Source organism: Xylophilus sp. Leaf220 (assembly GCF_001421705.1).
Lineage (GTDB): Bacteria > Pseudomonadota > Gammaproteobacteria > Burkholderiales > Burkholderiaceae_C > Xylophilus.
Genome location: NZ_LMKO01000022.1, coordinates 376,844 through 400,471 on the forward strand (window position 1 = coordinate 376,844; position 23,628 = coordinate 400,471).

The 23,628-nt window shown below is 71.1% G+C and carries 19 protein-coding genes; 5 read left to right on the forward strand and 14 right to left on the reverse strand.

Annotated elements, in window-relative coordinates; translation table 11 throughout:
- Positions 1-24: 24 nt before the first annotated feature.
- Positions 25-546, reverse strand: coding sequence for a DUF1854 domain-containing protein (locus ASE76_RS13720; protein WP_201781866.1), 522 nt, complete (start codon positions 544-546; stop codon positions 25-27).
- Between the two features lie 159 nt (positions 547-705).
- Complete coding sequence (locus ASE76_RS13725) at positions 706-2,844, reverse strand: ABC transporter ATP-binding protein (protein WP_236698455.1); 2,139 nt, start codon at positions 2,842-2,844, stop codon at positions 706-708.
- Between the two features lie 248 nt (positions 2,845-3,092).
- Between ASE76_RS13725 and cphA (ASE76_RS13730) the strand changes: the two genes are divergently transcribed.
- Both cphA (ASE76_RS13730) and cphA (ASE76_RS13735) read left to right on the forward strand, forming a co-directional pair.
- Entirely contained in the window at positions 3,093-5,312 is a 2,220-nt protein-coding gene (cphA, locus tag ASE76_RS13730) for a cyanophycin synthetase (RefSeq protein WP_055840383.1), read from the forward strand.
- Between the two features lie 61 nt (positions 5,313-5,373).
- The gene (cphA, locus tag ASE76_RS13735) at positions 5,374-7,962 is read left to right on the forward strand and encodes a cyanophycin synthetase (protein WP_055840384.1); all 2,589 of its coding nucleotides are present in this window, start codon (positions 5,374-5,376) and stop codon (positions 7,960-7,962) included.
- Between the two features lie 72 nt (positions 7,963-8,034).
- On the opposite strand, the gene ASE76_RS13740 is transcribed toward cphA (ASE76_RS13735), so the two are convergent.
- From ASE76_RS13740 to ASE76_RS13755, 4 genes are all read right to left on the reverse strand, one after another.
- Positions 8,035-8,451 (reverse strand): VOC family protein, encoded by a 417-nt coding sequence (locus ASE76_RS13740; RefSeq protein WP_055840386.1) that lies wholly within the window; start codon positions 8,449-8,451, stop codon positions 8,035-8,037.
- 234 nt (positions 8,452-8,685) lie between these two features.
- Positions 8,686-9,660: a tripartite tricarboxylate transporter substrate-binding protein gene (locus ASE76_RS13745; RefSeq protein WP_201781867.1), complete on the reverse strand. Its 975-nt coding sequence runs from the start codon at positions 9,658-9,660 to the stop codon at positions 8,686-8,688.
- A 70-nt stretch (positions 9,661-9,730) separates the two neighbouring features.
- Positions 9,731-10,654 carry a YihY/virulence factor BrkB family protein gene (locus tag ASE76_RS13750; protein WP_055840391.1) on the reverse strand — a complete coding sequence of 308 codons (924 nt, stop codon included), beginning with the start codon at positions 10,652-10,654 and terminating at the stop codon, positions 9,731-9,733.
- Positions 10,655-10,863: 209 nt separating this feature from the next.
- Positions 10,864-11,727, reverse strand: coding sequence for a LysR family transcriptional regulator (locus ASE76_RS13755; RefSeq protein ID WP_055840393.1), 864 nt, complete (start codon positions 11,725-11,727; stop codon positions 10,864-10,866).
- A gap of 113 nt (positions 11,728-11,840) precedes the next feature.
- Here ASE76_RS13755 and ASE76_RS21225 point away from each other — a divergent pair, with 113 nt between their 5' ends.
- Together ASE76_RS21225 and ASE76_RS21230 are read left to right on the forward strand one after the other, a co-directional pair.
- Complete coding sequence (locus tag ASE76_RS21225; protein ID WP_055840396.1) at positions 11,841-12,239, forward strand: hypothetical protein; 399 nt, start codon at positions 11,841-11,843, stop codon at positions 12,237-12,239.
- A gap of 38 nt (positions 12,240-12,277) precedes the next feature.
- The gene (locus ASE76_RS21230; protein WP_082448494.1) at positions 12,278-13,159 is read left to right on the forward strand and encodes a M23 family metallopeptidase; all 882 of its coding nucleotides are present in this window, start codon (positions 12,278-12,280) and stop codon (positions 13,157-13,159) included.
- Between the two features lie 8 nt (positions 13,160-13,167).
- On the opposite strand, the gene ASE76_RS13770 is transcribed toward ASE76_RS21230, so the two are convergent.
- The 8 genes from ASE76_RS13770 to ASE76_RS13805 all read right to left on the reverse strand — a co-directional run bounded on the left by ASE76_RS13770 (position 13,168) and on the right by ASE76_RS13805 (position 22,332).
- Entirely contained in the window at positions 13,168-13,950 is a 783-nt protein-coding gene (locus tag ASE76_RS13770) for an enoyl-CoA hydratase (protein ID WP_055840397.1), read from the reverse strand.
- A gap of 50 nt (positions 13,951-14,000) precedes the next feature.
- On the reverse strand, positions 14,001-14,825 hold the full coding sequence (locus tag ASE76_RS13775; RefSeq protein WP_055840399.1) for an acyl-CoA thioesterase II: 825 nt from the start codon (positions 14,823-14,825) through the stop codon (positions 14,001-14,003).
- A gap of 158 nt (positions 14,826-14,983) precedes the next feature.
- Positions 14,984-16,186, reverse strand: a complete 1,203-nt coding sequence (locus ASE76_RS13780) for an acetyl-CoA C-acyltransferase (protein WP_055840401.1) — start codon at positions 16,184-16,186, stop codon at positions 14,984-14,986.
- A complete protein-coding gene (locus ASE76_RS13785) occupies positions 16,183-16,602 on the reverse strand; it encodes an endonuclease domain-containing protein (RefSeq protein WP_055840520.1) in 420 nt (139 codons plus the stop codon). The genes ASE76_RS13780 and ASE76_RS13785 overlap by 4 nt, the downstream gene beginning before the upstream one ends.
- Positions 16,603-16,672: 70 nt before the next feature.
- Positions 16,673-19,141: a 3-hydroxyacyl-CoA dehydrogenase/enoyl-CoA hydratase family protein gene (locus ASE76_RS13790; RefSeq protein WP_055840403.1), complete on the reverse strand. Its 2,469-nt coding sequence runs from the start codon at positions 19,139-19,141 to the stop codon at positions 16,673-16,675.
- A 193-nt stretch (positions 19,142-19,334) separates the two neighbouring features.
- Positions 19,335-19,775: a DUF2147 domain-containing protein gene (locus ASE76_RS13795; RefSeq protein WP_055840405.1), complete on the reverse strand. Its 441-nt coding sequence runs from the start codon at positions 19,773-19,775 to the stop codon at positions 19,335-19,337.
- A gap of 29 nt (positions 19,776-19,804) precedes the next feature.
- Positions 19,805-21,601 (reverse strand): acyl-CoA dehydrogenase C-terminal domain-containing protein, encoded by a 1,797-nt coding sequence (locus tag ASE76_RS13800; protein WP_055840407.1) that lies wholly within the window; start codon positions 21,599-21,601, stop codon positions 19,805-19,807.
- Positions 21,602-21,645: 44 nt separating this feature from the next.
- Complete coding sequence (locus ASE76_RS13805; protein WP_055840410.1) at positions 21,646-22,332, reverse strand: TetR/AcrR family transcriptional regulator; 687 nt, start codon at positions 22,330-22,332, stop codon at positions 21,646-21,648.
- 221 nt (positions 22,333-22,553) lie between these two features.
- Between ASE76_RS13805 and ASE76_RS13810 the strand changes: the two genes are divergently transcribed.
- Positions 22,554-23,624, forward strand: coding sequence for a malate/lactate/ureidoglycolate dehydrogenase (locus tag ASE76_RS13810; protein ID WP_055840411.1), 1,071 nt, complete (start codon positions 22,554-22,556; stop codon positions 23,622-23,624).
- The last annotated feature ends 4 nt before the right edge of the window (positions 23,625-23,628 follow it).

The following is a 23,628-nucleotide window of genomic DNA, read 5'->3' on the forward strand; positions in this document are numbered from 1 at the left end:
CCCCTTTTGGCTAGTGGAACCGGCTTACAGGAACCGGTCGAGCAGCTTGCGCGACCCGCGGTCGAGCGCGAAGCGGTCGCGCACCCGGTAGTGCACGCCGTGCTTGTCGGCGATCAGCAGGCCGTTGTCGGGCAGGCGGCGCAGGTCGTCCTCGGAGCGCAGCACGAAATGCACCGGGCCGCGGTCGGTCTCCACCTCCCAGGTGCTGGGCGTGGAGAAGGTCGAGACCGACACCAGCCGCCGCACCTCGGGCATGAACTCGCGGGCGGCGAGCGCCGCCTCGACCAGCGCGCGCTCGGCGGCGGGCAGCGCGCTCAGCAGCGCGATCCAGCCGCGCTCGCGGCCGTCGGGGCCGACCAGGGAGACGCCCTCGCCCGGCGCCGCCAGCGGAAAGGCGCGCACCGGATGCACCGGCACGCTGCCGGCGGCGTCGGTCAGCACCAGCCGGCCGAAGGCGTCCTGCGCGAGGCCGAACACGGCCGAGGGCTGGGCATCGGGCAAGGGCGGGGCGAGGGGCCGGGCGGATGGGGAGGGATCAGTCGCCATGGGAATGCTGCGGGGTTGCGCGGTGGAAGCGGGAGGACCGAGAAAAGCGGCAGGTCCGCGCGGGACGACCGCCGCCGCGCGGGTGACCGGCACGGCCGGCGAGGAGCATGTCGTGGGCGCCGCACGGGCCGCGCGGCAGGGTGGTCGCCGGGCACCGCATCACGATTCCCCCGACGGGTGGGCCGAGTGCGTGGCCAGCGCCGCGGCGGCGGCCTGCACCACGCTCGTGCGGTCTTCCAGGTCTTCGTCGTCCACCCGGCGCACCTGCGCCTGGTAGAGCCGCCAGTAGGCGCCCTGCCGGGCCATCAGCTCGTCGTGCGGGCCCACTTCCACCACCGCGCCGCGGTCCATCACCACCAGCCGGTCGGCCTTGCGCAGGGTGGAGAGCCGGTGGGCGATGGCGATGGTGGTGCGGCCCTGCACCAGGTTGTCGAGCGCCTTCTGGATCTCCTTCTCGGTCTCGGTATCGACCGCCGAGGTGGCCTCGTCCAGGATCAGGATGCGCGGGTCGATCAGCAAGGCGCGGGCGATGCTGATGCGCTGGCGCTCGCCGCCCGACAGGCCCTGCCCGCGCTCGCCGACCTGCGAGTCGTAGCCGTGCGGCAACCGCAGGATGAAATCGTGCGCATGGGCGGCGCGGGCGGCGGCGACGATCTCGTCGCGGCCCGCGTCGGGCCGGCCGTAGGCGATGTTCTCGGCGATGGTGCCGAAGAACAGGAACGGCTCCTGCAGCACCAGGCCGATGTGCTGGCGGTAGTCGGCCACCCGGTACTGGCGGATGTCGTGGCCGTCGACCGCGATGCTGCCGTCGGTCACGTCGTAGAAGCGGCTGATCAGGTTGACCAGGGTGCTCTTGCCCGAGCCGCTGTGGCCCACCAGGCCGATCATCTCGCCGGGGCGGATGTCGAGGTCCATGCCGCGGATCACCGAGCGGCTGCCGTAGCGAAAGCCCACGCCGCGCATCGCGATCGCGCCGCGGGGCGCGGTGTAGGGCACCGGCCGGGCCGGCTCGGGCACGTCGGAGCGGTGGTCGAGGATGTCGAAGATGCGTTTGGCGCCGGCCGCCGCCTTCTGCGTCACCGAGACGATGCGGCTCATCGAGTCGAGCCGGGTGTAGAAGCGGCCGATGTAGGCCAGGAAGGCGGTCAGTACGCCGACCGTGATGCTGTGGTGCGCCACCAGCCAGATGCCGAAGCCCCAGACCACCAGCAGGCCCATCTCGGTGAGCAGGGTGACGGTGGGGGTGAACAGCGACCAGGTGCGGTTGATGCGGTCGTTGACCTCCAGGTTGCGCTGGTTGGCGGCGCGGAAGCGCTGGGCCTCGCGGCGCTCCTGGGCGAAGGCCTTCACCACGCGGATGCCCGGGATGGTGTCGGCCAGCACGTTGGTCACCTCGGAGAACGCTCGGTCGACCTTCTCGAAGCCGGTGCGCAGCCGGTCGCGCACGAAGTGGATCATCCAGGCGATCAGCGGCAGCGGCACCAGCGTCACCAGGGCCAGCCAGGGGTTGATCGAGAACAGGATGACCGCCGTCATCAGCATCATCAGCACGTCGGTCGCGAAGTCGAGCGCGTGCAGCGACAGGAAGACGTTGATCCGGTCGGTCTCGGCGCCGATCCGGGCCATCAGGTCGCCGGTGCGGCGGCTGCCGAAGTAGTCGAGCGACAGGTCCAGCAGGTGCTCGAAGGTGGCGGTGCGCAGGTCGGCGCCGATCCGCTCCGACACCCGGGCCAGCATGAAGGTGCGCGCCCAGCTCAGGCCCCAGCCGACCAGCGCCGCGGCGAACAGGGCCGAGAGGTACAGCAGGACCTTGGCGGTCTCGATCTGCTGGCCGTTCTGGAACGGGATCAGCACCTCGTCCATCAGCGGGATCGTCAGGTAGGGCGGCACCAGCGTGGCCGCGGTGGAGGCCAGCGTCAGGAGGAAGCCCGCCAGCAGCCGGTACCGGTAGGGGTGGGCGAAGCGCCAGAGCCGCAGCAGCACCCAGGTGGAGGGCGGCGGCGCGGGCGCGGCGTCGTCGGCGACGCCCAGGGCCTCGGCCTCTTCGGCGTTGCCGGTCTGCAGCGCGTCGAAGCGCTCGACCAGCCGCAGCGCCTGCGGATGCGCCGCCATGGTGAAGCGCCAGACCGCCAGCCGCGAATCCTCGCCGCACAGCTCCAGGGCCGCGACGCCGCCGTGGTCGGCGAGGCGCAGCGACAGGCCGGGGCGCAGCGGCCAGGCCTGGTCGGGCACTCCGGGGATGCCGGCGGCGCGCAGCTCCCGCGCGGTGAGCTGCAGCCGGCCCGCGGCGAAGCGCATCGCCGGGTCCAGGTCAACCGGCACGGTCGCGAGCACGTTGCCACCGGGGCCGGGCGGCAGGGGCGGATCGGGGTTTACCGCAAGGGCATCGACAGGGTCTGGTTTTTGCACCGTACGATTCTGACCCAATCTCCCCCTGTCGCAGCAGGGCATCGACCGGTTTTCCCACCATCCGACGACCCTGCCGCCGCAGGGCACGCAGAATGGCGTCGTTGACAATCACGGCCTCCGCTGCCGACCATAGGCCTATGCAACCGAAGAACGACATCCGCATCCTCCGCGTCAACTACCTGCACGGCTCCAACATCTGGACCTACCGCGAGGTGCTGGAGGTCTGGCTGGACCTGGGCGAGCTGGAGCAGTTTCCCTCGCACACCCTGCCGGGCTTCAACACCCGCATCACCGGCTGGCTGCCGGGGATGGTGGAGCACACCTGCGGCGTCGGCGAGCGCGGCGGCTTCCTGCAGCGGCTCGAGGGCGGCACCTGGATGGGCCACGTGCTGGAGCACGTGATCATCGAGCTGCTCAACCTCTCGGGCATGCCCACCACCTTCGGCCAGACGCGCGAGACCACCACCAGCGGCGTCTACCGCATGGTGTTCCGCGCCCAGGACGAGGCCAGCGCCCGGGTGGCGCTGGAAGAAGGCATGGCGCTGCTGATGGCCGCGATCAACGACCTGCCGTTCGACGTGCAGGCCGCCGTCGGCCGGTTGCGCAAGCAGATCGACCGCTCCTTCCTCGGCCCCAGCACCGACTGCATCGTCACCGCGGCCAACGAGCGCAAGATCCCGCACATCCGCCTGAACCCGGGCAACCTGGTGCAGCTGGGCTACGGCAACCGCCAGCGCCGCATCTGGACCGCCGAGAGCGACCGCACCAGCGCCATCGGCGAGAGCATCGCCGCCGACAAGGACCTGACCAAGTCGCTGCTCGCCTCCTGCGGCGTGCCGGTGCCCGAGGGCGCCCTGGTCGAGACGCCCGCCGCCGCCTGGGAGGCGGCGCAGGAGATCGGCCTGCCGGTGGTGGTGAAGCCCTCGGACGGCAACCACGCCCGCGGCGTGACGCTCGACCTGCGGCAGCAGGCCGACATCGAGGCCGCCTTCACCCTGGCCGAGGCCGAGGGCAGCGGCGTGATCGTCGAGCGCTTCATCGAGGGCTACGAGCACCGGCTGCTGGTGGTCGGCGGCAAGGTGGTGGCCGCCACCCGCGGCGAGCCGGTGGCCGTCACCGGCGACGGCGTCTCGACCGTGGCGCGGTTGATCGACGTGCAGATGAACACCGACCCGCGGCGCGGCTGGGAGCACCAGTTCCCCCTGACCACCATCGACGTGCAGGACGGCGGCGTGCAGCTGGAGCTGCACCGCCAGGGCCTCGCCCCCGACAGCATCCCCGAGGCGGGCCGCCGGGTGACGGTGCAGCGCACCGGCAACATGGCGATCGACTGCACCGACGAGGTCCACCCCGAGGTGGCGCACGCGGTGGCGCTGGCTGCCCGCATCGTGGGCCTGGACATCGCCGGCATCGATCTGGTGGCACGCGACATCCGCCAGCCGCTGCAGGCCCAGGCGGGCGCCATCGTCGAGGTGAACGCCGGCCCCGGCCTGCTGATGCACCTGAAACCCACCCAGGGCCAGCCGCGCCCGGTGGGCCGCGCGATCTGCGACCACCTGTTCTCCGAGAGCGAGACCGGCCGCATCCCGCTGGTCGGCATCGCCGGCACCCGGCACACCGCGGCCATCGGCCGGCTGGTCGCCTGGCTGGCGCACCTGGACGGCCGGGCGACCGGCCTGGCCTGCCGCGACGGCCTGTTCCTGGACCGCCGCCGCTTCCTCGCGGCCGACAGCCGCCACTGGCGCGCCGGCGAGCAGCTGCTGATGAACCGCACGGTGCAGGTCGCGGTGATCGAGAACCCGGCCGAGAGCATCCTGCGCGACGGCCTGGCCTACGACCGCTGCCAGGTGGGCGTGGTGACCGATTTCGACGGCATGGAGGCCCTCGCCTTCTACGACGTGCACACCGAGGACCACATGCGCAAGGCCCTGCGCACCCAGATCGACGTGGTGCTGGCCGACGGCGTGGGCGTGCTCAACGCCGCGGTGCCGCAGGTGGCCGACCTGGCGCCGCTCTGCGACGGCGAGGTGATCCTGTACGCCTGCGACCCGGCCACCCCGGCGCTGGCAGCGCACTGCGCCGCCGGCGGCCGTGCGGTGGTGCTGCGCCAGGGCCGGGTGGCGCTGGTGTCGGACAGCCAGGACGTGCCGCTGTCGGGCCTGGGCCCGCTCGACGCCTGGCGCGCCCGCTTCGGCGCCCTGCCCGACGAGGCGATCCTGGCCGCGGTGGCCACCGCCTGGGCGCTGGGCATCGCGCCCGGCCTGATCGGCGCCGGCATCGAGGCATTCGAGCAGGAGCCGGGCGTGCCGCTGGTGGCCGCCATGGCCGCCATGGCCGCCGACGCCGTACCTGCCTGACCCCGCCGCCGCTGCCGACCCCGCGCGCTCCCCGCACCGACCGCCCCGAAAGCAATTCACGATGGAAATCTCCCGCATTCGCGCGCTGCGCGGCCCGAACCTCTGGAGCCGCCACATCTCGATCGAAGCGATCGTCACCTGTCCGCCCGACCGCAGCACCATCGCCCACGTGCCGGGCTTCGAGGCCCGGGCCCGGGCGCTGTTCCCGGCCATCGGCGCGCTGCGCCACGCGGGCCACGGCGGGCCGGTGTCGCTCGCCTCGGTGATGGGCGCCGCGGCGCTCGCCCTGCAGGCCGAGGCCGGCTGCCCGGTGACCTTCTGCCGCACCGCCGACACGACCGACGCCGGCGTGCACCAGGTGGTGGTGCAGTACAGCGAAGAGGCCGTCGGCCGCCGCGCCTTCGCGCTGGCCCATGCCCTGGTACAGGCCGCCATCGCCGACACCGCCTTCGACGTGAAGGCCGCCATCGCCGAACTGCGCGAGCTGGACGAATCCGAGCGTCTGGGCCCGAGCACCGGCTGCATCGTCGAGGCGGGCGTGGCCCGCGGCATTCCGTACCGGCGCCTCACCCAGGGCAGCCTGGTGCAGTTCGGCTGGGGCTCCAAGCAGCGCCGCATCCAGGCGGCCGAACTGGACACCACCAGCGCCGTGTCGGAATCGATCGCGCAGGACAAGGACCTGACCAAGACCCTGCTGCACGCGGCCGGCGTGCCGGTGCCCCGGGGCCGGCCCGCCACCTCGGCCGAGGACGGCTGGGCCGCGGCGCTGGAGATCGGCCTGCCGGTGGTGGTCAAGCCACAGGACGGCAACCAGGGCAAGGGCGTCACCGTCAACCTGGTCGACCGCGACCACATGGACATCGCCTTCAAGGCCGCGGCCGAATACGGCGACGTGATCGTCGAGCGCTTCCTGCCCGGCTACGACTTCCGGCTGCTGGTGGTGGGCGACAAGATGGTCGCCGCCTCGCGCCGCGACCCGCCGCAGGTGATCGGCGACGGCACCCACACGGTGCGCGAGCTGGTCGAAGAGGTCAACCGCGACCCGCGCCGCGGCGACGGCCATGCCACCTCGCTCACCAAGATCCGCTTCGACGACATCGCGGTGCTGCGCCTCTCCACCCAGGGCCTGCTGCCCGAATCGGTGCCGGCCCGCGGCCAGCGGGTGGTGCTGCGCAACAACGCCAACCTCTCGACCGGCGGAACCGCCACCGACGTGACCGACGACGTGCACCCCGAGGTCGCGGCCCGCGCCGTGGCCGCGGCGCAGATGGTGGGCCTGCACATCTGCGGCGTCGACGTGGTCTGCGAGACGGTGCTGAAGCCGCTCGAGGAGCAGAGCGGCGGCATCGTCGAGGTCAACGCCGCGCCCGGCCTGCGAATGCACACATCGCCCTCCTACGGCAAGCCGCGGGCGATCGGCGACGCGATGATCGGCGAGCTGTTCGCGCCTGGCGACGACGGGCGCATCCCGGTGGTGGCCGTCACCGGTACCAACGGCAAGACCACCGCCACCCGCCTCATCGCCCATATCGTGGCCGCCAGCGGACTGCGGGTGGGCATGACCAACACCGACGGCGTCTACGTCGACGGCCGCCAGACCGACAGCGGCGACTGCAGCGGACCGAAGAGCGCCCGCAACGTGCTGCTGCACCCCCATGCCGACGCGGCGGTGTTCGAGGTGGCCCGCGGCGGCGTGCTGCGCGAGGGCCTGGGCTTCGACCGCTGCCAGGTGGCGGTGGTGACCAACGTGGGCGCCGGCGACCACCTGGGCCTGAACTACATCACCACGGTGGAGGACCTGGCGGTCATCAAGCGGGTGGTGGTGCAGAACGTGGCGCCCGGCGGCTATGCAGTGCTGAACGCCGCCGACCCGATCGTGGTGGCGATGGCGCCCACCTGCCCCGGCGAGGTGATTTTCTTCGGCGCCGACCGCCACAAGCCGACCATGGCCACCCACCGGGCCCAGGGCAAGCGCACCGTGTACGTCGATGCCGACACGCTGGTCGCCGCCGAAGGCATGTGGCGCGAGACGGTGCCGCTGCGCGACATTCCGCTCACCCGCAACGGCGCGATCGGCTTCCAGGTCGAGAACGCGATGGCCGCGGTGGCCGCCTGCTGGGCCCTGGGCCTGGGCTGGGACGTGATCCGCAGCGGCCTGGCGAGCTTCGTCAACGACAGCAGCAACGCGCCGGGTCGCTTCAACGTGATGGACTACCGCGGCGCCACGGTAATCGCCGACTACGGCCACAACCCCGACGCGATGCGGGCCCTGGTGGCCGCCGTCGAGGCGATGCCGGCGAACCGCCGCTCGGTGGTGATCAGCGGCGCCGGCGACCGCCGCGACGAGGACATCCGCGAGCAGACCGCGATCCTGGGCGCGGCCTTCGACGACGTGCTGCTCTACCAGGACGCCGCCCAGCGCGGCCGGGCCGACGGCGAGGTGATGGCCCTGCTGCGCGAAGGTTTGCAGGGCGCCGCGCGCACCCGGCATGTGGACGAGATCCGCGGCGAGTTCGTCGCGATCGACACCGCCCTGGCCCGCCTGGTGCCCGGCGACCTGTGCCTGGTGCTGGTGGACCAGGTGGAGGAAGCGCTGGCCCACCTGGCCGCGCGGATCGCAGAGCCTGCCGCGGCGCAGCCGCAGGGCTAGCAGCCATGCCGGTGCGGCCCGGGCGCCGCGCAGGGCGGCCGCCGGCGGCCTGCCGCGCGGCGGCCTACCCCGTCAGGGCTGCGGCGGCACCGCCGACATGTCCATGTACATCAGCTCCCAGATGTGGCCGTCGAGGTCGGTGAAGCCGTGCCCGTACATGAACCCCATGTCCTGCGGCGGCTTGTGCGCGGTGGCGCCCGCCGCCAGCGCCTTGGCGACCAGGGCATCGACCTCGGCCCGGCTCTCGCACGACAGGCAGACCAGCACCTCGGTGGTGGCCGTGGCGTCGGCGATCTTCTTGCCCGGCGTGAACGTCTGGAAGAACGGCTCGACCAGCAGCATCACGTAGTTGTGGTTCTCGCTCACCACCATGCAGGCGCCCTGGTCGTTGGTGAACTGCGGGTTGAAGGCGAAGCCGAGGCTCTCGAAGAAGGCGCGGCTGCGCGCCATATCGCGGATCGGCAGGTTGACGAAGATCAGGCGGGACATGGCGGTGCTCCAGGTGGTGGGTGCGTGGTGGGGAGGGCTCGGGCCGGACGCAGTCTGCCAAACCCGGGCCCCTGGGTCCAGAGCTAAAGCCGGACCGCGCCGGGCGCCTCGCTGCAGCGCTCCACGGGCGACCGATCAACAGCATCGGACCTTCGGAAAGAAAAGGCCTGCAGCCGGCGAACCACGCCGGCCACCAGCTATCGTTTTCGTAGCAAATGACCTAGCTCGAACTCCTCACATCTTGATGCCCGATGCCTGGATCACCGGCGTCCACTGCGCGGCGTAGCCGGCCAGCATCTTCTGGGTGTCGGCGGGGGTGCTGCCGATCACCTCCAGTTCGGCCGTCGCGAAGCGGCTGCGCACCGCCGGGTCCGACAGCGCGCGGTGCACCGCGTCGCCGATGCGGGCGGCGCGCTCGGGCGGCATGGCCGACGGGGCGTAGAGCACGTTCCAGCCGACGGCCGAGAGCTTCAGGCCGACCTCCTTGAAGGTGGGCACGTCGGCCAGGGTGGTGCTGCGGCGCTCGGCCGAGTTGGCCAGGATGCGCAGCTTGCCGGCCTTGTGCAGCGGCTCCAGCGCGTCGATGGTGTCGACCGCCAGCGGCACGTGGCCGCCCATCAGGTCGTTGGCCAGCGGGGCCGAGCCGCGGTAGCCGGCCACCGGCATCTCGATGCCCAGTTGCTGCGCCAGCATCAGCGCGAAGAAGTGCGGCAGGCTGCCGGTGGCCGGCACGCCGACGGTGATCTTGTCGCGGTTGGCCTGCATCCAGCCGCGCAGCGGGCCGAACTCCTTCACCGGCACCGCAGGGCCCACCGCCACGCCGAAGGCATAGCGGGTGACCTCCGACAGCGCACGGTAGTCGCGCGCCACGTCGTAGCCGTCTTCCTTGACCAGCAGCGGCGCGACCAGCATCGGCGCCGGGTTGGCCAGCAGCAGCACGTTGCGCGCGGCCGGCTCCTTGTGCACCTGCTGCACCGCTAGGCGGCCACCGGCGCCGACTCGGTTCTCGACGATCACCGTGGCGCCCAGCAGCGGCTGCAGCGCATCGGCCAGCAGGCGCGCGGCGCGGTCGGTGCCGCCACCGGGCGGGTACGGCACCACGATGCGCAGCGTGCCGCCTTCGATGTCGGCCGGCCCCTGGGCATGGCCCGCCGCTGCCGCCGCCCATGCGGCCATGCCCGCCACCGCCTGTCGTCGTGTCCAACCCATGTGCATCGCTCCCGTGCCGAAGAAAAAGAAACGGACTGTAGAGCCGCGGTTATACCGGCGGCGGCATAAGTTAAGAAGCGCCGGCCGTCCGGTCGGTTGGCGATGCGGTTTCCGGTGCGGGCTCGGACGGATCGGCCCTTTCGCGCAGCACCGCGCCGATCTCGGCGCCGAAGATCAGCGTGGTCGCGCTGATGTAGAGGAACACCAGCGTCGCCACCACGCCGGCGAAGCTGCCGTACACCAGCGCCAGCTTGCCGGCCGAGCGCAGCGTGGTCGAGAGCGTCGCCGCCGCGCCCACCCACAGGGCCGCGCCGACGATGGCACCGGGAATCACCGTGCGCAGCCGCTGGCGCACGTCGGGCAGCCAGCCGTAGAGCAGCGCGTACAGCACCGTCAGCGCCAGGAAGGCGACGCCGTAGCGCACGCTGTTGCGCAGCCAGAGCGCCTCCTCCCCGGTGGCGTTGGCATCGACCAGCCGCCAGAGATACGGCATCACGATCACCGAGCTGAACGCCGCCACCACGCCGCCGCCCACCACCACGGTGAACAGCGTGACCTTGATCCGCGCCTTCCAGAACGGCAGGCCGCGCTCGATGCCGTAGGAGCGGTTGAGCGCGGTGCGCACCGCCTGCATGCCCGACGACGCCGTCCACAGCGTGACCAGCAGGCCGATGGTGAGCAGCGCCTGGTTGCGCTGCGCCAGCACCTGGTCGATCACCGGCTGCAAGGCCTCGCGCACCACCTGCGGCGCATAGCCCATCACCCGCCCCGCCATCGCCGCCGCGTCGCCCGGCTGCCCGATGTAGCCGGCCGCGGCCGACACCAGCAGCAGCAACGGGAACATCGCCAGCACCGACGAGAACGCCATGCTGCCCGCCTGGTTGGCGCTCTGGTGCAGCACGTAGTTGCGGATGGCGAGCAGGATGACGCCGAGGACCGGCGTGGCGAAGGCACCGTCACGCAGGCGGGCCAGGGTAGAAGCGAGGCGACTCATGGGAGCCCGGGCCCGCGGGCGGCTGGCACGTCGCGGACCGCAGGCGTGCAGCGGATGCTGTGCGGCATGGTGCAACGGTAATTGTCGACACGGGTTGCAGAGACCATGGGCGAGCGAAAGGGAGGGGTTGGCGGGAAACCGATCCTACAAGCGCGAACACCGCCGACACGTACGCCGACCGCCCGGCGCGGCCCCGTCCGCGTCCGACGTCAGGCCAGCACCTCGGCAACCAGCTGCCGCATCGCGACCACCACCGCGCCCTCTTCCTTGTGCGCCGGCAGCATGCGGAACACGACCTGCGGTAGCGCCGGCAGGCCCCGCACCGGTGCGAGCTGCGCGCCGCCTTCGGCCCAGGCCGACGCGTTGAGGCAGGCCACGCCCAGGCCGGCCGCGACGGCCGACTGCACGCCGGCCACGCCCGAGGCCACGTGGGCCACGACGTACGGGATCCTGCGCCGCGCCAGCAGGGCCACCGCGAAGCGCCGCAGCGCGCAGGCCTCTTCCAGCGCCACCAGGCGCAGCACCTCGCCCTTGCCGCGGCGCAGCGCCGGCGCGCCCACCCAGGCGAGCGGTTCGCGGCGCAGCAGCGTTGCGCCACCGCCGCGGCGGTTGGACGCATCGGCGATGCGCATCGTGACCGCGATGTCGGCCTCGCCCCGCGCATGGGCCGCCTCGATCGCGTCGCTCTTGTCGATGCGCACATGCAGCCGCACCTGCGGATGCCGCGCGGCCAGGCGTGCGAGCAGCCGGGTCAGCTCCGAGGGACGGAAGTAGTCGGTGATGGCCAGGCGCAGCTCGCCCGCCACCGGCGCGCCGTGCATGTCGCGCCAGGCGGTGTCCGACAGCGCCAGGATCTGCCGCGCATGCACCAGCAGCCGCGTGCCGGCTGTCGTGGGCTGCACGCCCGACCGGGCGCGCAGCAGCAATCGCTGCCCGGCGCGCTCCTCCAGCTTGCGCAGCTGCTCGCTGAGGGAGGACTGGGACAGGAAGCGCAGCGGCACCGCGGCGGTGAGGCTGCCGGCATCCACCGCGGCGACGAAGGTGCGCAGCTGCTCGATATCGAATCCCTGCATCGGTCGGCCCATCCATTCGATTAAACGATGGATCGCATCATATCTTCCGGCTTTTCCGATGCGATCCGGTGACCCAGAATTGCGCTCTCTCCACCACGTTCCAGGACCCCGCCATGCCCCACATCGCCATGCAGCTCTCCGGCATCCGCAACCCCGACGTCGTCCGCGGCGTGGTGCACGCGGTGAACGCGCTCACCGAAAGCATCCTGGGCAAGCAGCCCGCCGTGATGTCCACCACCGTGCAGACGGTGGCCGACGAAGACTGGTTCATCGCCGGACGGCCGCTGTCGGAGATCGGCGGCAGCGCCTTCGACCTCGCGATCAGCATCACCGACGAGACCAACACCAAGGCCGAGAAGGCGCGCTACCTGCGCGAGGTGCATGCCGCCATGGCGCGGCTGCTGCCCGGCCTGCACGAGACCTCGTACATCCACCTGGTCGATGCCCGTGCCGCGGCCTATGGCTACGGCGGCCGCACGCAGGAGTGGCGGCACCAGCAGGCCGGGGTGTAGCGGCTGGCGCGGGCGGCATTTGCCTGTATGTTGCGGGCATGACCGATTCGCCTGCCCTGCCCCTCCACCGCCGTGCCGCGCTGCGCCTTGCCGCCGCGGGCCTGCTGGTGCCGACCGCCCTCTTCGCCCGCACCGCCGCGCTCGCCGCGGCAGACCCTAGCGTCTGGCCCCGCGATTCCGCGGTGCCCGGCGGTGTCGCCCGCCTCTCGCTCGGCCCCGCGGCCGCAAGGCCGGTGGCCCACAGCGGCGATGTTCCGCTGCTGGTGGTGGGCGATCCGATCGAGTGGACCGCGCTCGTCGGCATTCCGCTGGCGGCAACGCCCGGTGCGGCCGAGATCGCGGTGGCCGACGCGCCCGGCACGGCGGCGCGGCGTATCGCCTACCGCATCGCGCCGAAGCGCTACGTGGAGCAGCGGCTGACAGTCGCACCCGGCACCGTCGACCTCTCGCCCCAGAACCAGGCCCGTTACGAGCGGGAGCGTGCCCACCTCGCGACGGTGATGGCCAGCTTCACCGAGCCGCTGCCGCGCGAGTTGCAGATGCGGGTGCCGGTGCCCGGCCGCCGCTCCAGCTCGTTCGGCCTGCGCCGGGTATTCAACGGGCAGGCCCGCAATCCGCACAGCGGGATGGACATCGCCGCGCCCACCGGCACGCCCATGCTGGCGCCGCTGGCGGGCACGGTGCTCGACACCGGCGACTACTTCTTCAACGGCAACACGGTATGGCTCGACCACGGCGGCGGCCTGCTGACGATGGGCTGCCACCTGAGCGCGATCGACGTGCGGCCCGGCGACCGGGTACAGGCGGGCGACCGGCTGGGCGCGGTCGGCGCCACCGGGCGGGTGACCGGGCCGCACCTGCACTGGTCGGTGATGCTCAACCGGGCGATGGTGGACCCGGCGCTGTTCATCGCGGGCTGACCGCGCGATCAGCAGTTGCTGAAATCCGGCTTGCGCTTCGCCATGAACGCACCGAACGCTTCCTTGGCGGCCGGCTCCTGCAGCATGCGTCCGAACACCGCGCCTTCGTCGCGGATCTGCTGGGCGACGAGGGCGGCCTGGCCCTGCTTCATCAGGCGCTTGGTGGCGACCAGGGCGCTGAGCGGCTTGGCGGCGAGCTTTCTGGCCTGGGCCTGGGCGATGCCGTTGGCCTCGGTGGGCGGGACCACGCGGTTGACCAGGCCCACTTCGAGCGCGGCCTCGGCCATGAAGGGCTCGCCCAGCAGCAGCGCCTCGGCCGCGCGGTGGTAGCCGAACATCTGCGGCAGCAGCAGGCTGGAGCCGCCCTCGGCGCAGACGCCCAGGTTGACGAAGGGCAGCGAAAAGGCGGCGTTGTCGCCGGCGTAGACCAGGTCGCAGTGCAGCAGCATCGTGGTGCCGATGCCGACGGCCGGGCCGCAGACGGCGGCGATCAGCGGCTTGGAAAAACCGGCGATCGCGTGCAGGAAGGCGAAGGCGGGCGACGAGCCTTCGCCCTGCGCCGCCGCGCCGCCCGAGGCCGCGGCCAAGAAGTCGCCGACGTCGTTGCCCGCGCTGAAGACGGCGGTGTCGCCCTGCAGCACCACGACCCGCACGGCGGTGTCGGCATCGGCGGCCTGCAGCGCCTCGGCCAGCGTGGTGTACATCGCGCCGGTGATCGAGTTCTTCTTGTCGGGCCGGTTGAGGGTGAGCGTGGTGACGCCCGCTTCGGTGTGGATCAGGATGTCGCTCATGGGGTCTCCTTGGGGGTCGGGCAGTGCGAAAGGGTAGCGCGCACCGCGCCCTACTGCTTGAAATAGACGATCTGGTGGGTGGTGGCCAGCAACTGGCCCACCTGGTTCCACAGCTGGGCCGTCTGGTCGAAGAAGCCGCGGCTGAAGGCCTGGGCGCGCGCCTGGGCCAGCAGGTGGCCGGTGCCGATGGCGGCCAGTTCGGCCTCGCCCGCGTGGAAGTAGACGGTGATCGACACGGTGCCGGCCGGCACCCGGGTCGCGCGGCGCAGCCACACCCGCGGATAGAACACGTCGGCGATCGCGGCGAGCGAGCAGAAATCCAGCGGCCGCGGCTCGGCGTCGCGCACCCAGAGGCGCGACAGGCTGTCGTCGCCCTGTCCGTCCCAGGCCTGCGGCACCGCGCCCACCAGCGGCCGCATGTCGTAGCGGCGCACCCATTCGACGCCCGAGAAGGCGGTGATCGGCGCCACCGCGTCGGGTGCGGGCACGCCGCGCGGCATCGGCATGTCGCAGGCGCCCCAGGTGTCGCGCCGCACCGCGGTGACGGCGGTGGCGGTGGTCGCGACCGCCGGCGCGCCGTCCTCGCCCGGCTGGGTGAGGGTGACGCTCCAGTGCTGGGTGGAGCGGTTGGTGCGCACCGGCACCGCCTCGATCTCGAACGGCGCGGCGCCCAGCGGGCCGGCGAAGTTGACGGTCAGCGACAGAGGCGTGCCCAGGCACTGCGGATGCGACTGGATCGCCCGCAGCACGACGGCGGCCGTGGTGCCGCCGAACGGGCCGACCATGTTCCAGTAGCCGGCGCTGGGCACGCCGCGCCAGCGGTGCTCGCCGGCGGGTTCGAGTTGCAGCGCGGCGTCGAAGGGGTGGTGCGTCATGGCCTGCGAGTGTGGAAGGGTGGCGGTGCGGCGGCAGTCGTATCGGCGACGCGGGCTGCGGCGTCGTGCCTGCTCCGTGCGCACATTGCTATCGAATTAATAGCTATTAGCCGGCGTACAGAGCCGGCTACAGCCCTTTTTTCTTTGAAGACTACCGCTCACACCCGCTCGAAGATCCCGGCCGCGCCCTGGCCCATGCCGACGCACATCGTGACCATGCCGTAGCGGAGCTGCTTGCGGCGCAGCGCATGCACGACCGTCGCCGCGCGGATCGCGCCGGTAGCGCCCAGCGGATGGCCCAGCGCGATCGCGCCGCCCATCGGATTGACCTTGGCCGGATCGAGCCCCAGCGTGTTCAGCACCGCCAAAGACTGCGCGGCGAAGGCCTCGTTCAGCTCGAACCAGTCGATGTCCTGCTGCTGCAGGCCGGCGTAGCGCAGCGCGGCCGGAATCGCCTCGATCGGGCCGATGCCCATGATCGCGGGCGGCACGCCCTTGCTGGCGAAGCTCACGAAGCGCGCGAGCGGCGTCAGGCCGAAGCGCTGCACCGCCGCGCCGCTGGCCAGCACCAGCACGCCGGCGCCGTCGGAGGTCTGCGAGCTGTTGCCGGCGGTCACCGTGCCGCGCGCCGAGAACACGGTGCGCAGCCGGCCCAGGCCTTCCAGGCTGGTGTCGGGCCGTGCGCCTTCGTCCAGGCTTACGGTGCGGGTCTTGGCGGTCACTTCGCCCGTGTCCAGGTCGGGCGTGCGGTCGGTCACCTCGATCGGGGTGATCTCGTCGGCGAACTCGCCCGCGGCCTGCGCGGCCAGCGCGCGCCGGTGGGACTGCAGTGCGAAGGCGTCCTGCGCGTCGCGCGACACCTTCCACTGCTGCGCCACCTTCTCCGCCGTCAGGCCCATGCCGTAGGCGATGCCCACGTCGCCGTCGCGCGCGAAGATCGAGGGCGAGAGCGACGGCGCGTTGCCCATCATCGGCACCATGCTCATGCTCTCGACACCGGCGGCGATCATCACCTCGGCCTCGCCCACGCGGATCCGGTCGGCAGCCATCTGCACCGCCGACAGGCCCGACGCGCAGAAGCGGTTGACGGTGATGCCGCCGACGCTGGTCGGCAGCCCCGCCAGCACCGCGGCGATGCGGGCCACGTTGAGGCCCTGCTGCGCCTCGGGGATCGCGCATCCGCAGACGATGTCCTCGATGGCCGCCGGGTCCAGCCCCGGGACCTGGGCCAGCGCGGCCTTCAGCGTGGTGGCCAGCAGGTCGTCCGGCCGGGTGTTGCGGAAGAAGCCGCGGTGCGATTTGCCGATCGGCGTGCGGGTGGCGGCGACGATGTAGGCGTCTTGGACTTGTTTGCTGCTCATGCGGATTCTCCTGGAGGATCTTGCTCCTTCCCCCTCTGGGGGAAGGCTGGGATGGGGGCCGCCGCCGTCAGTGTCGCGAGCCGGTCGGCTATCGCCCGGCGCACCCCATCGAAGTTGTGAAACGGATCGTTCGATGCGAAACGCAGGACGTCGAAGCCTTGTGAACGAAAGAATGCATCGCGCCGTGCGTCGTACCCTTGCTGGTCCTGGTGTTGCGAGCCGTCGAGTTCGACGACCAGCTTGGGCGCGAGGCAGGCGAAATCGGCGACGTACCCGCCCAGCGGGTGCTGTCGCCGGAACTTCACGCCCAATTGCTCGGCGCGCAGGCCGCTCCAGAGCTTGCGCTCCGCGTCGGTCATCTCGCGGCGCAGTGTTCTGGCATGGGTGCGGGCGTTGGGTGTGGCTTGGTTTTGCATGGCGTTCCAGTGCAAGGGCGGGAGCGCCCCCATCCCGGCCTTCCCCCAGAGGGGGAAGGAGGGGTGCAGCTCAATTCCTCACCGGCTTGCCCGTGCTCAGCATTCCCATGATCCGCTCCTGCGTCTTGGGGTGCACGATCAGCGAGCAGAACGCCTTGCGTTCGAGCGCCATCAGGTACTCCTCGGTCACCAGCGTGCCGGCATCCACGTCGCCGCCGCAGACCACGTGCGCGATCAGCCCGGCGATATGGAAATCGTGCGCGCTGATGAGGCCGCCGTCCCGCATGTTGACCAGCTGGCCCTTGATCGTGGCGACGCCGCTGCGGCCCGCGACCTTGAAGCGGCGCCTCGGCGGCGCGCGCCAGCCGGCCTCGGCCATGGCCTTGGCTTCGGTGAGGGCGACGTAGAGCAGCTCGTCCTTGTGCGGCACGACGATGTCGCTCTCCAGCAGATAGCCGAACTTCCTCGACTCCAGCGCGCTGGTGCCCACCTTGGCCATCGCCGCGGCGGTGAAGCCTTCGGTGAGGAAGGGCAGCAGGTCGCTGCCGGTGCAGGCGGCCGCGTTCTCTGCCGCGCGGCGGGCGATGTAGGCCAGGCCGCCGGCGCCGGGCACCAGGCCCACGCCGACCTCGACCAGGCCGATGTAGCTCTCCATCGCGACCACCCGGCGGGCCGAGTGCACCGCCAGCTCGCAGCCGCCGCCCAGCGCCAGGCCGCGCACCGCCGACACCACCGGCACACCGGCGTAGCGGATCTTCAGCATCGTGTTCTGCAGTTCCTGCTCGGCGCCCTCTATCGCATCGACGCCGGCGACCACGAAGGCCGGCAGCATGGCCTGCAGGTCGGCGCCGACCGAGAACATCTCGTCGGGCGACCAGATCACCAGGGCGTCGTACTCGCGCTCGGCCAGTTCCACCGCGGCGGTCAGCGCCTCGGCTACGTCGGGGCTGATCGCGTGCATCTTGGAGTGGATGCTGGCGATCAGCACCCGGCCGCGCGACGGGTCGCCAGCCGATTCGCCCAGCGTCCAGACGCGCACGTCGCCGTCGTCGCTGATCGTGGTGCCGGCCTCGGCCACGGTGGGCGCGCCGCTGCCGCGAACGGTCTCGGGAAACAGCTGGCGGGCGTGCACCGGCAGGCGGCGCACGGGCACGAAGCGGTTCTCTGCCGCGCTCCACGAGCCGGCCGGCGTGTGCACGCCGCCGGCCTCGGCCACCGGGCCTTCGAACACCCACTGCGGCAGCGGCGCGGACGACAGGGCCTCGCCTTTGTCGATGTCTTCCTGCACCATCTTCGCGACGTCCAGCCAGCCGGCCTCCTGCCACAGCTCGAACGGGCCCTGCTGCATGCCGAAGCCCCAGCGCATCGCCAGGTCGACGTCGCGGGCGCTCTCGGCGATGGTGGCCAGGTGCACCGCGGCGTAGTGGAAGCCGTCGCGCAGGATCGCCCACAGGAACTTGCCTTGCGCACCCTCGCTGTCGCGCAGCAGGCGCAGACGCTCTGCGGCGGGCTTCTTCAGCATGCGGCCGTACACCTCGTCGGCCTTGGCGCCGCCGGGCACGTAGTCGCCTTCGGCAAGGTCGAAGCGCAGGATGTCGCGGCCCCCCTTCTTGTAGAAACCGGCCTTCGTCTTCTGGCCCAGATTTTTCATCTCCAGCAGCTTGGCCAGTACCGCGGGGGTGCCGTAGCTGCCGTAGAACGGGTCGTACTTCGTGGCCCCTGCGCTCGCGTCGGCGCTCAGGTTGTCCTGCAGGGTTCTCACGACGTGGGCCAGGGTGTCGAGGCCCACCACGTCGGCGGTGCGGAAGGTGCCGCTGCTGGCGCGGCCCAGCTTCTTGCCGGTCAGGTCGTCGACCACGTCGGGCGTCAGGCCGTACTTCTCGACCTCCTTCAACGTCGCCAGCATGCCGGCGATGCCGACGCGGTTGGCGATGAAGTTGGGCGTGTCCTTGGCGCGCACCACGCCCTTGCCGAGGGCGCGGGTGACGAAGGTCTCCAGGTCGTCCAGCACCTGCGCGTCGGTGGTGGGCGTGGCGATCAGCTCCACCAGCGCCATGTAGCGCGGCGGGTTGAAGAAGTGGATGCCGCAGAAGCGGTGGCGCAGCGCCTCGGGCACCGCCTCGCTCAGCTTGGTGATCGACAGGCCCGAGGTGTTCGAGGCCAGGATCGCATGCGGGGCGACGTGCGGCGCGATCTTCTCGTAGAGCGCCAGCTTCCAGTCCAGCCGCTCGGCGATCGCCTCGATCACCAGGTCGCAGTCGGCGAGCTGGCCGAGATCGTCCTCGTAGTTGGCCTGGCCGATCAGCACGGCGTCTTCGGCCACGCCCAGCGGCGCGGGTTTGAGCTTCTTCAAACCCTCGACCGCCCGCGCGACGATGCCGTTCTTGGCCGCGCCCTGGGCGGTGTTGCCGTCCTTGTCCTTGGCCGGCAGGTCGAACAGCACCACCGGCACCCCGACGTTGACGAGATGCGCCGCGATCTGCGCCCCCATCACGCCCGCGCCGAGCACGGCGACTTTCTTTACCTGGAATCGTGTCATGTTCTTGTGATCCTTAATTCTTTATGGAGGCACGCTGCCCCGGCGGGGTTTCGCTCCCTCTCCCTCTGGGAGAGGGAGAGGGTGAGGGCGCCCGTCCGGCATGGCGACCGCCATCTGCAAGCGTTGCGCGGCCCTCATCCCAACCTTCTCCCAGAGGGAGAAAGAGCAAGACCGGGAGCGTCGGTCATGCGCCTCAAGGCACGCGTTGCCACACCTGCGTCCGCCAGAAAGGCCCCAGGTAGCCCCGCACTTCCATCCGCGCGCCGCCGTCGATCGGGGTGAAGCTGGCCCGGTACTCCTTGCCGTTCTCCGGGTCCAGGATCTTCCCGCCCTCCCACACCGCCTTGTCGGCCGCCTTCTGGCCGCCGCGGATGATGTCCAGGCCGACGATGGGCTTGTCCTTGCGATCGTCGGTGCATTCGGTGCAGCGGGCGGCCGGGTCGGCGTCCTTGCGCAGCACCTGGGCCACGCGGCCGGCGAGCGCTCCGCCCTGCTCGGTGATGACGACCTGCGACTTCGGCTCGCCGGTCTTTTCGTCCACCGTGCGCCAGGTGCCGACCGGGCCGGTCTGCGCCTGGGCCTGCGCCGCGCCCGCGATCGCTACCAAAACAATAGCTAGATGCCGATAATTCATGAGGGCCTCCGGACCTTTTTGCTGGAAGTTCAGGCGAACACCGCGTCGGTGTCCATCAGCGGGCGGGCGCCGGCGCGGGCGGTGCGCATCAGCGTGGCGGTCTCGGGGAACAGCTTGGCGAAGTAGAAGCGCGCGGTCTGCAGCTTGGCCAGGTAGAAGGTGTCGGTGCTGCCCTCGGCGATCTTCTTGAGCGACACCTGCGCCATGCGGGCGAAGAAATAGCCGAACACCAGGTGGCCCGCGACGCGCAGGTAATCGACCGCGGCGGCGCCCACCTCGTCGGGGTTCTGCGAGCCCTTGAAGCCGATCTCGGTGGTGAACTTGGTCATCTGGTCGCCCAGGTAGGCGATCGGGTTGATGAACTCGGCCATCTTCTCGTTGACGCCCTCCTCCTCCACCAGCTTGGCGACCAGCTTGCCGAACTTCTTCAGCGACGCGCCGTTGTTGCCGAGGATCTTGCGGCCCAGCAGGTCGAGCGACTGGATGGTGTTGGTGCCCTCGTAGATCATGTTGATCCGCGCATCGCGCACGAACTGCTCCATGCCCCATTCGTGGATGTAGCCGTGGCCGCCGAAGACCTGCTGGCACTGGGTGGTGGCGTTCCAGGCGTTGTCGGTGATGAAGGCCTTGACGATCGGCGTCAGCAGCGCGACCAGTTCGGCCGAGTCCTTGCGCACCTTCTCGTCGGGGTGGTGGATCTCCTTGTCGAGCAGCAGCGCGCAGTAGGTCGCCATGGCGCGGCCGCCTTCGGCATAGGCGCGGGCGGTGAGCAGCATCTTGCGCACGTCGGGGTGCACGATGATCGGATCGGCGGGCTGGCTCTTGTCCTTGGTGCCCGAGAGGCTGCGCATCTGGATGCGGTCCTTGGCGTAGGCCACCGCGTTCTGGTAGGCCACCTCGGTCAGGCCGAGCGACTGGTTGCCCACGCCCAGGCGGGCGGCGTTCATCATCACGAACATCGCCGCCAGGCCCTTGTTGGGCTGGCCCACCAGGGAGCCGGTGGCGCCGTCGATCACGATCTGCGCGGTGGCGTTGCCGTGGATGCCCATCTTGTGCTCCAGGCCGCCGCAGTAGATCGGGTTGCGATCGCCCAGGGAGCCGTCGGCGTTGACGTGGAACTTGGGCACGGCGAACAGGCTGATGCCCTTGCTGCCGGCCGGCGCATCGGGCAGGCGGGCCAGCACCAGGTGCACGATGTTGTCGGTCATGTCGTGCTCGCCGGCGCTGATGAAGATCTTGTTGCCGGTGATGCGGTAGCTGCCGTCGGCCTGCGGCTCGGCCTTGGTGCGCAGCAGGCCCAGGTCGGTTCCGCAGTGCGGCTCGGTCAGGCACATGGTGCCGGTCCATTCGCCGCTGGTGAGCTTGGGCAGGTAGAGCTTCTTCTGCTCCTCGGTGCCGTGCACGTGCAGCGCCTCGTACGCGCCGTGCGACAGGCCGGGGTACATCGTCCAGGCCTGGTTGGCCGAGTTCATCATCTCGTAGAAGCACTGGTTGGCCACGAAGGGCAGGCCCTGGCCGCCGTAGGCCGGGTCGCAGGAGAGCGCCGCCCAGCCGCCTTCCACGTACTGTTTGTAGGCCTCCTTGAAGCCCTTGGGCGTGGTGACTTCGTGGGTCGTCTTGTCGAGGGTGCAGCCCTCCTCGTCGCCCGACAGGTTCAGCGGGAAGGTCACTTCGGCCGCGAACTTCCCGCCCTCCTCCAGCACCGCGTTCAGCGTGTCGGCATCCACCTCGGCATGCTGCGGCAGCGCCTTGAATTCTTCGGTGACGTCGAGCAGTTCGTGCAGGACGAACTGCATGTCGCGCAGCGGGGGCGAATAGATCGGCATGGGGTCTCCAGGAGAAGGGTGGGATGTGGGGGAAGAAACGAAACTCAGGCCGGCTGCACCGGCGGGGTGCCGTAGCGCAGCAGGATGTTGTCGAAGCCGACGTGCGCCCGCGCCAGCGAGCGCGGCGAGCGCAGGAAACGCGCCTCGTAGTGCAGCGCGAGGATCAGGCCGTGGATCTCGAAGACCATCTGTTCCTCGTCGGCGTCGGCGCGCAGGTGCCCGGCCTGCTTGGCCTGCACCAGGGCGCGGTGCAGCGCCCGCAGCCAGGTCTTGACGGAGCTGGCGAGCGCGTCGCGCACCGGGCCGGGCCGGTCGTCGAACTCGGCCGCGCCGCTGATGTAGATGCAGCCCGAATCGATCTCGGCCGAAGTGCGGCGCATCCAGTTGGCGAACAGCGCCCGCAGACGCGGCAGGCCGCGCGGCTCCTTCAGCGCCGGGTAGAACACCTCGGCCTCGAAGCGGGTGTGGTACTCGCGCACCACCGAGATCTGCAGCTCTTCGCGCGAACCGAAGTGGGCGAAGACGCCCGACTTGCTCATCTGCGTCACTTCGGCCAGCGCACCGATCGACAGGCCTTCCAGCCCGATCTGGGTGGCCAGGCCCAGCGCCGCATCGACGATGGTGGCCTTGGTCTGCTGGCCCTTCTGCGACACGCGGCTGTCCCGCGCCGTGGCGCCCACGGACGGCGCAGCGGCATCGGAGGCCAGGGAAAGGGGTGAGGTAGGTGCCATGGGAATAAAACGAACGGTCGTGCTATTTTGCAGGAAAAGTGCGGGACGGCAAGCCCCCGCCGACAGATTCCGGCCGCGACCGCGGGTTTGCCCTGCTGCCGGACGGGCGACAGGCGGGCGGCCCCGGCGGGGGCATCATCGACGCACCGGTTCGCGACAGCGACCTGCCGCACGCTCCGCGGGCGCGTCGCGGCCCTGCCCTTCCCCCACCAGGAGACTTTATGGAAAAACTGCTTGGCGCCTACAGCCTGCAATCCTTTGTAGCTAGCATTTTCATAGCAAACGGCAGCACGCCGGCCGAGGCCGAACAGGTCGCTGCCAACCTGGTGCTGGCCAACCTGAGCGGGCACGACTCCCACGGCGTGGGCATGGTGCCGCGCTACGTGGCGGCGGTGGCCGAGGGCGGGCTGCGGCCGAACCAGGGCGTGGCGGTGCGGGCCGACACCGGAAGCCTGCTGGCGCTCGACGGGCAGCGCGGCTACGGCCAGGTGGTCGGCCCGCAGGCGATGGCGCTGGGCATCGAGCGGGCGCTGGCGCACGGCAGCTGCATCGTGTCGCTGGCGCAGGCCCACCACCTGGGCCGCATCGGGCATTTCGCCGAGCAGGCCACGGCCGCGGGGCTGGTGTCGATCCACTTCGTCAACGTGCTGTCGCGGCCGGTGGTCGCGCCCTGGGGCGGCGGCGACGGGCGCTTCGGCACCAACCCGTGCTGCATCGGCGTGCCGCTGCCGGGCGATGCGCCCTTCGTCCTCGATTTCGCGACCAGCCGCGTCGCCCAGGGCAAGATGCGCGTCGCCCACAACAAGGGCGAGCGGGTGCCGCCCGGCTACCTGATCGACGCGCAGGGCGCGCCCACCGACGACCCCGGCGTGGTGGTGGTGCCGCAGCCGCCCAGCGGCCTCTTCGGCGCCCTGATGACCTTCGGCGAGCACAAGGGCTACGGCCTGGCCGTCGCCTGCGAACTGCTGGGCGGTGCGCTCAGCGGCGGCGGCACCTGGCACCAGCCGGCAGTGAAGACCAGCGCGGTGCTGAACGGCATGCTGACGGTACTGATCGACCCGCAGAAGCTCGGCACCGCCGACAGCTTCGCCGCCGAATCCCGCGCCTTCGTCGACTGGCTGCGCCAGAGCCCCGCCGGCCCGGGCAGCACCGGTGTCCAGGTGGCGGGCGAGCCGGAGCGTGCCTGCCGCGCTGAGCGGCGGCAGAACGGCATCGCGGTCGATGCGCAGACCTGGGACGACATCGTGCGGGCCGGCGCGTCGGTGGGCGTAATGGCGCCGGCGTTCGGCTGACCTT